A 13,725-nucleotide genomic window follows, 5' to 3' on the forward strand; every position below is an offset into this window, starting at 1 on the left:
ACCGGAGGAGCCTGCCAACAGCGGGCTCTTTTTGTCTTTTTTCGGGTATACCATCGTTAGGCGGGCGGCATTTCGCAAGGAGGGGAACATGTGGAACAACAGGCTTACTGGGCAATCGGCATTTTTGTTATTATCTACGGGTTGATTATTTCGGAGAAGATTCACCGAACGATTCTGGCGATGCTTGGCGGCTTGGCCATGGTCGTCTTCGGGATCGTCGAGCATGATGCGGCGCTTCATCACATCGATTTCAATACGCTCGGCTTGCTGATCGGGATGATGATCATCGTCAGCGTGACGGCGGATACCGGGCTGTTCAAATACGTCGCCGTCTGGGCGGCGAAGAAGGTGAAAGGGGAGCCTGTACGCATTCTGGTCGCGCTCGCGCTGATTACGGCGTTCGGCTCGGCCTTCCTCGACAACGTGACGACCGTTCTGCTCATGGCGCCCGTTACGTTCAGCATTACGAAGCAGCTTCGGGTCAATCCGATTCCGTTCCTCATCACGCAGATTATCGCTTCGAACGTGGGCGGCACGGCCACGTTGATCGGCGATCCGCCGAACATCATGATCGGCAACGAAGTGGAGGAATTGACGTTCATGGCGTTTATCTACAACTTGACGCCGATCGCCATGTTGATCATGCTGGCTTATATTCCGCTCTTCGTCTGGATGTTCCGCAAGCAGATTCGGACGACGCCCGAACTGCAGGCGGACATCATGAAGCTGGATATGTCGGAGCTCATCACGGACCGCAAGCTGCTGATCAAGTGCTTGATCGTCATGGGGATGACCATATTGGGCTTCTTCTTGCATCAAGCGCTGCATCTCGAGTCGTCGGCCGTCGCGCTGACCGGCGCCTTCGTACTGCTGCTGCTGACGGGGGAGCACAAGATGGAACAGGCGCTCACCCGGGTCGAGTGGACGACGATCTTCTTCTTCGTCGGGCTGTTCGCCCTGGTGTCCGGCTTGGTCGAGACCGGAGTGATCGCGCAGCTGGCCGCCAAGGCGATCGAGCTGACCGGGGGCGATCTAGTCGCGACGTCGATGCTGATCTTATGGCTGAGCGCGATAGCGTCCGCGTTCCTCGACAATATCCCGTTCGTGGCCACGATGATTCCGATGATTCAAGAGATGGGGCAGATGAGCATGGACAATCTCGAGCCGCTCTGGTGGAGCTTGGCGCTGGGCGCTTGTCTCGGCGGTAACGGCTCCTTGATCGGCGCGAGCGCGAATTTGATCGTAGCGGGGCTTGCGGGCAAGGAGGGTCATCCAATCCGGTTTCTCTACTATCTGAAGATCGGGTTTCCGCTCATGCTGCTCTCCGTTGCGATGGCCAGCGTATACATTTACATCCGGTATTTGATGTAAGGGGAGGCTGAACGATGATTCAATACCGGTTCGACGAAACCGTGATTGAAGTACAGGAGAGGCGAGACGGCGCGGAGACCGAATTTCGAATTCGCCTGCTGCAAGCCGAGCCGTATGCGGGACGGATGAAAGACATTCAGCGGCGGTTCGAGGACAACGAGGACTACACGGACGCGCTGTTCTACGTCTATCCGGACCATGCGTACAAAATCATCGTCCGGGATGCGCATTACGCGGATTTCCTGACGGCGCTGTTCAAAGCGAAGCTGATCCTGTCGCTTGCTTGGGCGGAGGCGTAACAACGGAATACGAGCAATGAATCGGAGGAGCCTGTCACCAAGGGATCGCCGTGCCTATCGCACGGGGTCCGCTGGCGGCAGGCTTTTTTTGCGCATACTACCAAATAAGGATGGTGTTGAACGATGTTGATTTTCGACTTGGCGATTATTTTGCTCGCCTCGAAGCTGGCCGGCGATGTAAGCGTGAAGCTTCGCCAGCCGGCCGTATTAGGCAAGCTGCTCATTGGCATTATTTTGGGACCGGCCGTGCTGGGACTGATAACGGCAACGGACGTGCTGGAGGAACTGAGCCAGATCGGCGTCATTTTGCTCATGTTCCTGGCGGGACTGGAGACGGATGCGGATGAATTCAAGCGCACGGGCAAAGCCTCGTCCTTCGTCGGCATAGCCGGTATCGCGCTGCCGCTTGCGCTTGGTTACGGTGCGGGCATGCTGATGGATCTGCCGCCGCTCGAATCGATTTTTCTCGGCCTGCTGCTTTCGGCGACGAGCGTCAGCATCTCCGTTCAAGCGTTGAAGGAAATGGGACGGCTGAAGTCGAGGGAAGGAACGACGATATTGGGCGCGGCGGTCATCGACGACGTGCTCGTCATTATCGCCTTGGCGTTCGTCATGAGTCTGGCGGGCGGCGACGTTAATCTTGGCGTCGTCATCTTGAAGAAAGTCGCCTTCTTCGCAATCGGCATCTTGGCGGCGTGGAAGCTCGTGCCGCTCGTGCTGCGCCTGTTCGCGCCGCTCCGGGTGACGGAATCGGTCGTGTCGGCCGCATTGATCCTTTGCTTCGCGTTCGCGTACATGGCGGAGTATACCGGCGTGGCGGCCATCATCGGCGGGTACATGGCGGGCGTGGCGATCAGCTTCACGGGCTACAGGCACGAGGTGACGGAGAAAATCGAGACGATCAGCTACGCCGTCTTCGTGCCGGTCTTCTTTACGTCGATTGGCGTTAAGGTGGAGTTCGCGGGTATTTCGTCCCAGCTCGGTTTAATCGCTGGATTGACCGTCGTCGCGGTCGTCTCCAAGTTAGTGGGCTCCGCGATCGGCGCGAAGGCGGCGGGCTTTGGCTGGCGCGGCGCGCTCGGCATCGGCGCCGCGATGGTGTCGCGGGGCGAAGTTGCCCTCATCATCGCTGCGATCGGACAGGAAGCGGGCTTGCTGCAGCCGGACTTGTTCGCGGTGCTCGTGGTGGTCGTGCTGCTGACGACGATCGTGACGCCGCCGATGATGAAATGGTTTTTCGGGGATCAGGCAGATGGCGGTCAGGAGAAAGCGGAAGCATAAGCGTAGGCGTAACGGGACGATCGCGTGAAACGGCCCCGTCGCTTTTTGCGGCGCTGCGCGTTTCATTCCGGTGACATAGAGGCTCTTGCATACCTGTAAAATTCATATTTTCCTATATGTTAAAAACAGCTCCTTCCGCGGAATGCCGACCTCTAAAGGTCTTGCCCGGGAAGGAGCTTTTATGCGTGCCGGCTTCGATTTGATGGCATGCTGTGCGACGGGTGGCGAGAATAGGCTGGATTCGCATCGCTGCGATTATACGGGGGATGCGCATTACGAACGACGCACCGAGCGAGGAATGGCGGCGCCCCGAGCGGGACGGAGAATAATTTCGGCGGCGCGCAGACGGAATTCGTCGTTCTCGTGTCGCAGCATCTCTTCCAAGACGAGATAAGCTTGGCGTTTCAGCGCATCGTCTTTTCTTTTCGCGAACCGTTCGATCAGGCTGGCGACGATTTTCTTGCGAGGCTTCGCGTCGGCGAATTTCCATGCATGGCGGGCGCGTTGGGCCAGTTCGGCCTCCTGCGCCTGATGCATTTGTTCGAATTGATACGGGTGCATAGGATTCATTCTTCTTCCTCCTTGAGGGTGGTTAAGTGGTCTTCTTGTTCGGAAATCGGTTCTTCGACGGCCGGCTCGCGATCGGTCCCGAAGCGAGGCTCGTCGATTTGCAGCCCGATGCCGGAGAAATAATACCATTTGGCTTCATCCGGATTTTCGGGTTCGGGGAGCTGGTCGAGCTCCTCCACGAGTTTGCGGAAGCGGACGAGCCAATCGACGAATTGCGCCTCGGTTGCCCGGATTTCCGCCTGCATCATGAGACGCGGGCGACGCGTCACGTCGTCGATCGTCGTGCGGAAGGCTTCTTCGGGAGCGGAGATGACGCGAAGCCTCGCGCGGTTAAGCACTTCCAGCATGCTGTGGCGATAATAATCCCCGACTTCGGCCGCGTATGGCAGCAGGTCGTCGGCAATGCGGAAGCTGTAAGCAACCGAACGGTAAAACTTTTGGATGATGCCGTTTTTGGCCTCTGTATGAACGACGTGAATGAACCCGTACTTCTCCAGTTCATTCAGATGATAGTGGATTTTGGCTCGCGGAATCTCAAGACTGTGCGCAATCTGCTGGCCGGTATAGGAGCCCTCGATGAGCATGTTTAGAATTTTGACCCGGAACGGGTCGCTGAGCGCTTTGAGCTGGTCGTAGTTGGTGATCATGTAGTATTGGTCCAACATATTTTCACATCCTAATCGTTTTACACGGTCAAATTTATTTACTCGTATAATAAAATATGACGGTAATAATTGTCAACCGCATTTTGGCATCGTACGGCGCCTCTTTTTTATATGGCGCTCGGATGGCTTGCTTGCGAATCCGGACATTGCAACCGCGGCTTGAGGTGGAGTAGACTGAAGCTATAAAGGAGAGGAACGAATGAAGACGAATCGGACTTATCAAATCGAGCCGCCTAAATTTCGCAAAGCCGTGCATATCTTGATTTACTTGGCGAAGGACGGCGCTTTCCAATCCAGTGCGACGATCGCTTGTTCGGTGCAGTCTCATGCCACCTTTCTACGGCGGATTCTGGCCCTTCTGGCCAATGCGGGGATCGTCGAGACGCGGGAAGGACGCGAGGGCGGCTACGGGCTCAAGACGTCGCCGGATCGGATTTCCTTGGCGGAGGTGTACATGGCCGTTAGAGGAGAAGAACACGATTGCGCCGCGGCGGAAGCGGCATGCGAACAGACCGAGATGCTCGATTCGGCGATGGATGAGATCATGCTGGAAGCCGATAAGCGAATGCAGGAGTTTCTGCAGGGCTATACGCTTGCCGATTTGATGGAGACGCTTACGCCAAAATAAGGTTGCGCATGGCGTTTCCTTTCTCTATAATGTGCTTATATCGGTTGCAGTTAAGAAGTGCAGCCGTTTTTCATAGCATAACTGTGCTAGTTACGAGCACAGTAAATCGAGGGAGGAGAATCATAATGACCGAACGTACGCAAGAGGCGGTTTCTTATTTGAACGTTATCGAGAGCAGAAGATCCGTGAGGGCCTATGATCCGTCGTTTCGACTCGAACGAAGCGAACTAGAGGCGTTGATTCAAGAAGCGACGCTTGCGCCGTCCTCCGCGAACCTGCAGCCTTGGCGGTTTCTAATCATCGACGATCCGCAGCTGCAAGAGGTAGTGTTCCCGATTGCGAACTCCCAGGAGCAGGTTCGGACGGCTTCCGCGGTCATCGCGATTTTGGGCGATTTGCAATGCTATGAGCATCTCGAGGAAATCTATGGCGAAGCTGTCGCGCGAGGTTATATGACGCAAGAGATCAAAGAAAGTTTCGTGGCGCGCGTATCGGCCATGCTGCCGGCGATGAGCGAACAGCAGCGCAAGGAGATGGCGATGTTCGACGGCGGGCTGGCGACGATGCAGCTGATGCTGTCCGCACGGGCCAAGGGGCTCGATACCGTTCCGATGGCCGGCTTTGACAAGGACAAATTCAAGGAGGCGTTCGCGATTCCGGACCGATTTGCGCCGCTGCTGCTCGTTGCGGTCGGCAAGGCGGAGAAGGAAGGTCATCCGACGACGCGGCTGCCGGTCGAACGCGTGACGTTTTGGAACGATCATTTCAACGCTTGATTATATCATAAGTTCGCATTCGCAGATCGCGATCAGCGGGGAGGAGCTTCTTTAACGGAAGCTCCTTTTTCTTCCGTAAAGATACGTTCTCGGCGCGAAGAGAGGAATTCGGGCTTAACCAAGCGAACTATTTCACGTCGGCGTTCAAAGTCTAATATTACCTGGCCCCACGATTACGCACATCGCCAAGCAGTGAACAATAAGCTTGGCGCCCAAAGGAGGAAATCCCTATGAAAATCGTTTATCATGGTCATTCCTGCGTCCAAGTCGTGACGTCCGAAGGCAAATCGCTCGTCATCGATCCGTTCCTGAGAGGCAACCCGCTCGCGGTTACGAAGCCGGAGGACATCCAAGCGGACGCGGTTCTGCTGACGCACGCGCACACGGATCACCTGTTGGATGCGGAGCCGATCGCCAAAGCGAACGACGCGCCGGTCATAGCCATCGTGGAGCTGGCGACGTACATGTCCTGGAAAGGCGTCAAGACGATCGGCATGAATATGGGCGGCACGATCGATCTCGGCTTTGCGCAAGCGAAAATGATACAAGCTTTCCACAGCTCGGGCATCGTCTTGGAAGAGACGCAGCAAATCGTGTACGCGGGTATGCCGGCGGGCTTTATCGTTCGCGCCGACGGTCTGACGATTTTGCATGCTGGAGACACGGCGCTCTACGGCGATATGAAAATGATCGGCGAGCGCAACGCGATCGACGTCGCCTTCATTCCGATCGGCGATCATTACACGATGGGACCGGAGGACGCGCTGCAAGCGGCGGAATGGTACAACGCGAAGCTGGTTATCCCGGTGCACTACGATTCCTTCCCGGTCATCAAGCAGGATGCGGAGGCATTCGTTGCGAAGCTTGCGAGCCGCGGGCTCAAAGGCAAAGTGCTGGCGCCGGGCGAGTCGATCGAGCTATAAACGAAGAATGCCTCGTCAACGAGCTTTTTCGAACAGCCACCATAATCTGTTTGAAAAAACTGCCCGAGCGGCAGTTTTTTGTATTATCCCCATTCGACTCCAATAAAAGGAACATTGACGACAAATAATAAGTACACATATAATAAGTATACATATTAAATTGGAGGGGAGATAGATTCTCAATGCCAATGCGCGATCAACATTCGCTCGGTTATCTGTTACACCATACGGCTTCCGTATACAGAAGAGTCATGGGCTCGCATACCAAGGCGTTTGACTTGACTCCGGAGCAGTTCGGATTGCTCGTGAACTTGCGGATGAAGGATGGCATCAGCCAGAAGAAGCTGGCCGAGCAGATGTACAAGGATCAAGCAACGACCGGCAAGATCATCGAGAAGCTCGAAGCCAAAGGCCTTATTAAGCGAAGTCCGGATCCGGTGGATCGGCGCGCTTTCCTGCTGTATATGACGGAAGAGGCGGAACGAATATTAGATCAGCTTGCGCCTTGGGAGGCGGATACGCGCGCCCGAGCGTTGAGAGGCATTTCGGACGAAGAGCTGGAACTGTTCGAACGCGTGATCGCCAAGATGCACGATAACTTGCAGGACTGAACCGAATACAGAAAATATGCATAAGAGGATGGATGGACTTGAAATCTGCTAGCCCGATGTTGAACATTTTGCAAACCCGGATCGGAATCGTATTCTCGATTTTCGTTCCCGCCGTATTCCTGCTCATTTGGATGACCGGTTACAATCATGCCACGGACCGAATCGACCAGCTTCGCGTCGGACTCGTCGGCGTCGATGCCGCAGGCGCTGAAGACCGGATCGCGAGCGTCATAGATAGCATGCCCTTCCAAGTAATTCCTCAGGCGGAGCTTAGCGCGGCGCTCGATGACATGAACGAAGGCGGAATGGATATGGTCATCGCGCTTCCCTCCGGCTTGGCCGAGCAAGCGCAATCCGGAAGCGGTGCCCGATTGACCTACTACGTCAATGACCGAAGCTCCGAGGTCGTCAAGTCGGTGATGGAGGGAATGGCGGCACGGCTGACGACGGGTTTGAACGGGGTCATCGTTCCGGATGCCAAGCCTATGCCGATTCAGGGCGAAGTCGTTAAGACGAACCCGATTTCCAACTTCGCGACATCGATGCTGCCGATGATTCTCGGCTTCATCCCCTATATCGCATCCATGACGGCGAACATCCAGTTTAATATTTCGTCCATGCGTCTGATACGCGAGTATTCCCAATGGGACATTTTCCTCAGCAGACAGTTTATTTTGGCGGGGATCGCGATAGTCGTGCCGCTGCTCATGTCGGCCGCGACCAAGCTCTTTTTGGCGGCGGAAGCTTCTTTCTGGCAGCTGTGGGGCTTCGAGGCGCTCGTCTTTGCCGCTAGTTTGACCGTCACGCAGTTTGCCTTCGCGTATTTCGGCAACGCGGCTCCGCTCTTTAACGTCTTGTTGATCCCGGTTCAGCTCATGACGGCGGGTAATATCATCTCGGCGTCCATGCTCTCGCCATTTTATCGCGAGCTCGGCAGCTTCCTTCCGGTGCCTAACGGAGTCGATGGCGCGATGCGGCTCGTATATGGCGGCGGTTCGTTGTCCGGCTCGGCGATGGGGCTAGTATGGATCACGGTCGTTGCGCTCGGTCTGAGCATCATTCGAATTGCATGGAGCGAACGGGGCAAGGCGACGGTGCCAGTGAAAGCGGCGGCGTAACTTCGGGACGTTGCATAACATTCCTCCTCTTGATCCACAATACGGAAGGCAAAACACAGTAACCGACTATTGAGGATACGAGGGGACGGGTACGATGAACGTATTATACACGGCAACGGTAACGGCGACCGGAGGGCGGAGCGGCAAGGTGGTTTCTTCGGACAACGTGCTCAATCTGGACATCAAAATGCCCAAGTCGCTCGGCGGGGCGGGCGGTGAAGGCACGAATCCGGAGCAGCTGTTCGCGGCGGGCTACGCGTCTTGCTTCGACCAGGCGCTTCAGCTGGCCATCCGAACCAAAGGCGCGCAAGGCGTTACGGGGACGCAGGTCACCGCGCACGTCTCGCTGCTGCGCGACGAGGCGGATAACGGCTTCAAGCTCGGCGTTACGCTTGACGTCAAAGTGGACGGCGTCGATCCGGAGACGGCTAAGCAGCTTGTGAACGCCGCGCACGACATTTGTCCGTATTCCAAAGGGACGAGAGGCAACGTTTCCGTCGATTTGCGGGTTGTCTAATAGATTACGTCGAAGGGATTTCCAAACGCGCATCGGATGAACGAGAGCGCTTCGGAAATCCCTTTTGTCATTTACGAAAGACGGGAATTTGAGCTATTCTTGACATACGTTCGGATAGTGGGGGTGTGGCAGGTGAAAAGGCTCGTGTTTGTCCTTGGCGCGGCCGGAGCAGGTAAAACAACGGTCGCCAAGGCGCTTGCCTCCAAACGCGGCAGCGCCTTTTTTGATATGGATACGCTCCTGCGTCCGGCGGCGGAGGCGATCATGACGCTGCAGGGGCTCGATCCGGATGACCGGGATTCCGCCGCCTACAAGGCATTGTGCAGAGACTTGGGCTATCGGATCACGATGGACGCGGCGCTCGAGAATGTTGGTTTGGGGATTGAATCGTTCGTGATTGGACCGTTTACGAAGGAAACCGCCGATTCAAGCTGGTTAGCCCGCGAGCTTGACCGTATTGGCGAGTCGCCGGAGGGCGTGGATGTTAAGGTGTTGTTCGTCACCCTGCCGGGCGAGGCGGACTACCGGGATCGCATCGTAAGTCGAGGCTCCAAGCTCGACGATTGGAAATTAGCGAATTGGGATACGTTCGCAGCTTCCCTTGCGCCAAGACAGGTCGCATGGCCGCTGCGTCTGGAAGCGGTAATGCGCTTTGACAACGCGGGACCATTAACGGTGGAGAAGTTGTCCGTATTAGAACGTTTATTGGACCTATAGGCGAGGAGAAAAGGGGTACGGGATGGAAGCGAATTTTTGCTTGAAGTGCGGGTCCGCGTTGGCGGAGATCGATATCGACGGTACGCCGCGCAAGGCATGCGCCGGCGAAGGCTGCGGTTTTATCCACTGGGGGAATTACAGCATAGGGGTCGGCGCGCTAGTCATGAAGGAAGGCAAAGTGCTGCTCGTTCGGCGGGCGCAAGAACCGGGCAAGGGATTTTGGACGAACCCGGGCGGTTATATCGAACAGCTCGAGCCCATTCAGGAGACGATTAAGCGAGAAGTGTACGAGGAAACGGGGATCGTGGCCGAAGCAACCCGGATCGTGGCGCTGCGGGACCAACCTAGAGGCATACATAACGTTTATCTTGCGTTCGCTATGACGTACGCGTCCGGCGATCCGAAGGCTGACGGCGTCGAGGTGGATGAAGCGGGCTTCTTCAGCTTGGAAGAGATGGAGACGATGCAGGTGGCTACATTGACGCGCTGGCTCGTCGATATCGCGCTTTCTAATAATGGGAACGGCTTGCACGCGGATCATAATCCGATTGTTCCTTTGAACGGGCAAGGATTATTTCGCATTTAGCCAATTATGCGGATTGGTTGTAATTGGTCATTTTTTTATATGCAAACAACAAATATCAACACGAAGTTGACACAAAAGCACAACATCGCTTACCATTCCCTTAGGAGCAGTATAGAGAAGTGAAAGTGAGCGTGATCTCGATGATGGCGGGAATTAATAAAAGGCCAAGGACGCTGATTTTTGATTTGGATAACACGTTGATATGGGATGAGCGCAGCGTGAAGGAAGCGTTCGAGGCGGTCTGTCTGTTTGCCCAACAGGAAGCGGGAGTCGATGGCGAAGCGCTGGAGGCGTTGGCCAGAGAGGAAGCGGAGCGGTTGTTCCGAAGTTACGATACTTACGGCTATGCGGAAGCAATCGAAGTGACCGAACTGGAAGCGCTGTGGGCGCGTTTCGACCGGGGCGACCATCCGATGCTTCGCAAACTGGAAGAGATCGCGCCAGTCTACCGCCGCGAAGTGTGGCGGAACGCCCTTTCGCGCGCGGGAGCGGACGGCGAGAAGGCTGACGACCTGTCAAGCAAGCTGGCGGAACGATTCATGGCCGAACGACGTTCGAGACCATTTGTTTATGACGATACCTTTACCGTGCTAACGGCGCTGAAGCCAACGCATCGCATGGTACTGCTCACTAACGGCGATCCGAGTCTGCAGCAGGAGAAGGTCGACGGCGTGCAAGGTTTGGGCGAATTTTTCGAGCGTGTGTTCATATCCGGCCATTATGAGGTAGGTAAGCCTTATTCGATCATTTATGAGAAGGTGCTAGAAGAACTCGGCGAAGAGGTTCGGGATTGCTGGATGATCGGCGACAATATGCTCACGGACATTAAGGGCGCGAACGGAATCGGGATGACGAGCGTTTGGTTGAACCGTTACGGCCGGGAGCCGATTGAAGGTATGAAGCCAAGCTACAGCGTCTCCTCTTTAAGTGAACTCGCGGCTCTTTTGGCGTAACGATTAGTTGTGTAACCGAAAAGGAGGCTTCCCATGCCGCGGGATGCCTCCTTTATCTCATTTATAACCTTGTTTCTTTCAACCGATAGCAATCGCAGTCGATCGGACTTTATCCAAGCCGAACGCTATACATTCGGCATCGGCCATGCTATTTTTCTTCGCTTGTCCCCGCAATCAGAAGCTCAACGCCGTTCTCGTCCAACAGTTCCCGCCATTCGTCCGAGCAGCCGGCATCCGTCACTAGCGCCGATATCGATTTGAGCGGACAAATATGGGCAAGCGTTGATTTGCCGAGTTTCGAATGATCGGCCAGCACGATAAGCGCCTCGGAACGTTCCGCCATTTGCCGCGCGATATGCGCCTCATACAGGTCGTAATCGGTGATGCCGTCCGCCTGCGTGATGCCGCCGGCCGAGATGAACGTTTTATTCACCTTGAGCTGCTTCAACGCGAGTTCTGCCAGCGGGCCGCTCGCCGTCCGTTGATGGACGTTGACTTCGCCGCCGATGAAAATAATCCGTCCGCCGAATTGCTCCATCGCCGCCAGCATAACCGGAACGGAATGCGTCACGAGGGTCACGTTCTTCCGCTGGGCCAGATGCTTGATCATCGCGAGCGGCGTCGTGCCGTTGCCGAGCATAATGCTGTCGCCGTCGGAGACGAGCGAAGCGGCGAGCGCTCCGATCGCGTCCTTTTCGCTGGCATGAAGGACCGTCTTTTGGTCGAACGGCGGTTCGATGGCATAAGAGCGGGACTTGACCGCGCCGCCGTACACTTTCTTCAATAAACCTTCCTTGTCCAGCCGGTCTAGATCCCGGCGGATCGTCTCGGACGAGACGTTGAACGTTTCCGCGAGCTGAGGAACGCCGACTTTGCCGTCGCGCTCCAGCTTGCTCATGATTTGCTTCTTGCGGTCTTCGAATGTTAAGGACATCGTAGATTACCCCTGATTAGATCGATTCGCCTTCCGTCTCTAGCCCCAGCATACCTTCTAAGGAAGAGAGATCGGCTATGATTTGTTCGTACTTGTTCGACTTCTTCAGCTTCAAGTGCAGGCGGATGATTAGAACTCCCTCGTTTTTACCGGCGGCGTCTTCATCCTTCTCCATTAGGAGCTTATTAATTTGAATGCCGTTGCTGCTGAAATAACTGACAACCTTGTTCAAGCAAGTAGAGCCGCTCGCGACGCGAACGATGAGGTGTCGCGTCTTCTTGGTTCTCGAGAATCGCTTCTCCATCTTATTGAAGAAAAATAAACTGATCACGACGAGAAACGTCAGCGCGCCTGCGCCGAAATAGAATCCCGCGCCGACCGTGAGTCCGATTGCCGCCACGACCCACAACGATGCCGCCGTGGTCAAACCAGAGATCGTCAACCCCGTTCTCATGATCGTGCCGGCCCCCAGGAAGCCGATGCCGCTGATTACTTGGGCGGCGAGGCGCGCGGGATCCATGCGGACGTTAGGCTCGGAAGCGAATTCAGAGAAACCGTAGATCGATAGAATAACGATCGCCGCCGAACCGAGGCAGACAAGAATGTGAGTCCGGAACCCCGCGAAATGCCCGCCTAGCTCCCGTTCAATGCCGACCATACCGCCTAGGAGGAGCGCAAGCACCATGCGAAAGGCGATCTCCCAGTTGCTAATGTGCCAAACTTCCGGATTGTGGATGAACTCCAACCGGATCTCCCCTTTCTGCAAGCAAAGTAAACATCGAGAACAAATAAAAAGGCGTCATGTCATATAAAGCATCATAATCCTTGGTGACCGATCGGTCAACGAAATGATCGAAGATCCACAAGAATCCAAAGTGTTGATGGTGTTGCACCTATTCATCTAAGTCGCCACCATCAAAGCAATATGCTTATATACCCAGGGGCATTCATTTATATTCTGTTATTTAGGAATTGTGATAACTCCCGCTCGGTGCATGTAGCACCCATTCCAATAAAGCGATCATATCCTCCAAGCGCTGCAATTGAGGATGAGCGGTTGCATTCTCCTCGGCAATCGTTACCCGCAGGTTTTTATGCTGCATCATCAACTCGTTCAGTTTTCTCTTCACCTGATCTTCCGTACGCATTTCGGGTATCCTCCAATCGTTTCCTATTCATCATTAGCCTAGACCAAATTTATATCAATCACGGGGCATGAGCAAGGCAATCTCCAACAGCGGCCCACACGCAGTTTAATTAAATGTATAGTACAGACAAGCCACGGGTAAAATGACATTCGAAAAGCAGTAAAATAATACCACTTGATTCATGGTGGGAAACGAGTTATAGTATTAAACGTTGTCGCCGCAATAAGCGGCAGCGAAAGCAGAATTCAATAAAATTGCTTGCAACGGAATGCAAGAATGTGTTATATTCTAATTCCGGCCGCGAGAGCGACGGACAAGCAAAGCGATACTAACTTGTTCCTTGAAAACTGAACAATGAGCGATATATGTCAACGTAAGAAATGAGCTAAACAAAGCTCTGTAGTTATGACAAAATGCTGCTCGTAACCTCCGGTTACGGCAATCCAATTTGTCTTTTATGGAGAGTTTGATCCTGGCTCAGGACGAACGCTGGCGGCGTGCCTAATACATGCAAGTCGAGCGGATCTTACCCTTCGGGGTAAGGTTAGCGGCGGACGGGTGAGTAACACGTAGGTAACCTGCCTGTAAGACCGGGATAACATTCGGAAACGAATGCTAATACCGGATA

At 54.8% G+C, this 13,725-nt stretch carries 17 protein-coding genes and 1 rRNA gene; 13 read left to right on the plus strand and 5 right to left on the minus strand.

Annotated features, from left to right (window positions below; translation table 11 throughout):
* Positions 1 to 90 precede the first annotated feature (90 nt).
* The 3 genes from BCM02_RS16115 (at position 91) to BCM02_RS16125 (ending at position 2,951) form a co-directional block, all read left to right on the plus strand.
* Positions 91 to 1,371: an ArsB/NhaD family transporter gene (locus tag BCM02_RS16115; RefSeq protein ID WP_148930114.1), complete on the plus strand. Its 1,281-nt coding sequence runs from the start codon at positions 91 to 93 to the stop codon at positions 1,369 to 1,371.
* Positions 1,372 to 1,385: 14 nt separating this feature from the next.
* Entirely contained in the window at positions 1,386 to 1,670 is a 285-nt protein-coding gene (locus BCM02_RS16120) for a hypothetical protein (protein WP_148930115.1), read from the plus strand.
* A 123-nt stretch (positions 1,671 to 1,793) separates the two neighbouring features.
* A complete protein-coding gene (locus BCM02_RS16125; protein WP_148930116.1) occupies positions 1,794 to 2,951 on the plus strand; it encodes a cation:proton antiporter in 1,158 nt (385 codons plus the stop codon).
* A 273-nt stretch (positions 2,952 to 3,224) separates the two neighbouring features.
* Here BCM02_RS16125 and BCM02_RS16130 read toward each other — a convergent pair whose 3' ends face one another.
* Together BCM02_RS16130 and BCM02_RS16135 are read right to left on the minus strand one after the other, a co-directional pair.
* Positions 3,225 to 3,521: a hypothetical protein gene (locus tag BCM02_RS16130; RefSeq protein ID WP_148930117.1), complete on the minus strand. Its 297-nt coding sequence runs from the start codon at positions 3,519 to 3,521 to the stop codon at positions 3,225 to 3,227.
* Positions 3,518 to 4,186: an ArsR/SmtB family transcription factor gene (locus BCM02_RS16135; protein ID WP_148930118.1), complete on the minus strand. Its 669-nt coding sequence runs from the start codon at positions 4,184 to 4,186 to the stop codon at positions 3,518 to 3,520. Before BCM02_RS16135 ends, BCM02_RS16130 begins: the two co-directional genes overlap by 4 nt.
* A 199-nt stretch (positions 4,187 to 4,385) precedes the next feature.
* On the opposite strand from BCM02_RS16135, the gene BCM02_RS16140 reads away from it, so the two are divergent.
* The 9 genes from BCM02_RS16140 (at position 4,386) to BCM02_RS16180 (ending at position 11,015) form a co-directional block, all read left to right on the plus strand.
* On the plus strand, positions 4,386 to 4,814 hold the full coding sequence (locus tag BCM02_RS16140; RefSeq protein WP_148930119.1) for an RrF2 family transcriptional regulator: 429 nt from the start codon (positions 4,386 to 4,388) through the stop codon (positions 4,812 to 4,814).
* Positions 4,815 to 4,939: 125 nt separating this feature from the next.
* Positions 4,940 to 5,590 carry a nitroreductase family protein gene (locus BCM02_RS16145; RefSeq protein ID WP_148930120.1) on the plus strand — a complete coding sequence of 217 codons (651 nt, stop codon included), beginning with the start codon at positions 4,940 to 4,942 and terminating at the stop codon, positions 5,588 to 5,590.
* A gap of 230 nt (positions 5,591 to 5,820) precedes the next feature.
* A complete protein-coding gene (locus tag BCM02_RS16150) occupies positions 5,821 to 6,513 on the plus strand; it encodes a metal-dependent hydrolase (RefSeq protein ID WP_148930121.1) in 693 nt (230 codons plus the stop codon).
* Positions 6,514 to 6,695: 182 nt separating this feature from the next.
* Positions 6,696 to 7,124 carry a MarR family winged helix-turn-helix transcriptional regulator gene (locus BCM02_RS16155; protein ID WP_148930122.1) on the plus strand — a complete coding sequence of 143 codons (429 nt, stop codon included), beginning with the start codon at positions 6,696 to 6,698 and terminating at the stop codon, positions 7,122 to 7,124.
* 32 nt (positions 7,125 to 7,156) lie between these two features.
* Positions 7,157 to 8,242: a YhgE/Pip domain-containing protein gene (locus tag BCM02_RS16160; RefSeq protein WP_246183397.1), complete on the plus strand. Its 1,086-nt coding sequence runs from the start codon at positions 7,157 to 7,159 to the stop codon at positions 8,240 to 8,242.
* Between the two features lie 94 nt (positions 8,243 to 8,336).
* Positions 8,337 to 8,759: an organic hydroperoxide resistance protein gene (locus BCM02_RS16165; RefSeq protein WP_148930123.1), complete on the plus strand. Its 423-nt coding sequence runs from the start codon at positions 8,337 to 8,339 to the stop codon at positions 8,757 to 8,759.
* Positions 8,760 to 8,891: 132 nt separating this feature from the next.
* Entirely contained in the window at positions 8,892 to 9,476 is a 585-nt protein-coding gene (locus BCM02_RS16170) for a P-loop nucleotide/nucleoside kinase family protein (protein WP_148930124.1), read from the plus strand.
* 22 nt (positions 9,477 to 9,498) lie between these two features.
* Entirely contained in the window at positions 9,499 to 10,062 is a 564-nt protein-coding gene (locus tag BCM02_RS16175; RefSeq protein WP_148930125.1) for an NUDIX domain-containing protein, read from the plus strand.
* 119 nt (positions 10,063 to 10,181) lie between these two features.
* On the plus strand, positions 10,182 to 11,015 hold the full coding sequence (locus BCM02_RS16180) for an HAD family hydrolase (RefSeq protein ID WP_148930126.1): 834 nt from the start codon (positions 10,182 to 10,184) through the stop codon (positions 11,013 to 11,015).
* 148 nt (positions 11,016 to 11,163) lie between these two features.
* On the opposite strand, the gene BCM02_RS16185 is transcribed toward BCM02_RS16180, so the two are convergent.
* The 3 genes from BCM02_RS16185 to BCM02_RS16195 form a co-directional block, all read right to left on the minus strand.
* Positions 11,164 to 11,949 carry a DeoR/GlpR family DNA-binding transcription regulator gene (locus BCM02_RS16185; RefSeq protein WP_148930127.1) on the minus strand — a complete coding sequence of 262 codons (786 nt, stop codon included), beginning with the start codon at positions 11,947 to 11,949 and terminating at the stop codon, positions 11,164 to 11,166.
* Positions 11,950 to 11,965: 16 nt separating this feature from the next.
* Entirely contained in the window at positions 11,966 to 12,694 is a 729-nt protein-coding gene (locus BCM02_RS16190) for an MgtC/SapB family protein (protein WP_246183398.1), read from the minus strand.
* Positions 12,695 to 12,914: 220 nt separating this feature from the next.
* Complete coding sequence (locus tag BCM02_RS16195) at positions 12,915 to 13,097, minus strand: hypothetical protein (protein WP_148930128.1); 183 nt, start codon at positions 13,095 to 13,097, stop codon at positions 12,915 to 12,917.
* A 454-nt stretch (positions 13,098 to 13,551) separates the two neighbouring features.
* Between BCM02_RS16195 and BCM02_RS16200 the strand changes: the two genes are divergently transcribed.
* Positions 13,552 to 13,725, plus strand: a 16S ribosomal RNA gene (locus BCM02_RS16200); the annotation flags it as partial.

The organism is Paenibacillus methanolicus, assembly GCF_008124765.1.
In the GTDB taxonomy this organism is placed as follows: Bacteria; Bacillota; Bacilli; order Paenibacillales; family Paenibacillaceae; genus Paenibacillus_Z; species Paenibacillus_Z methanolicus.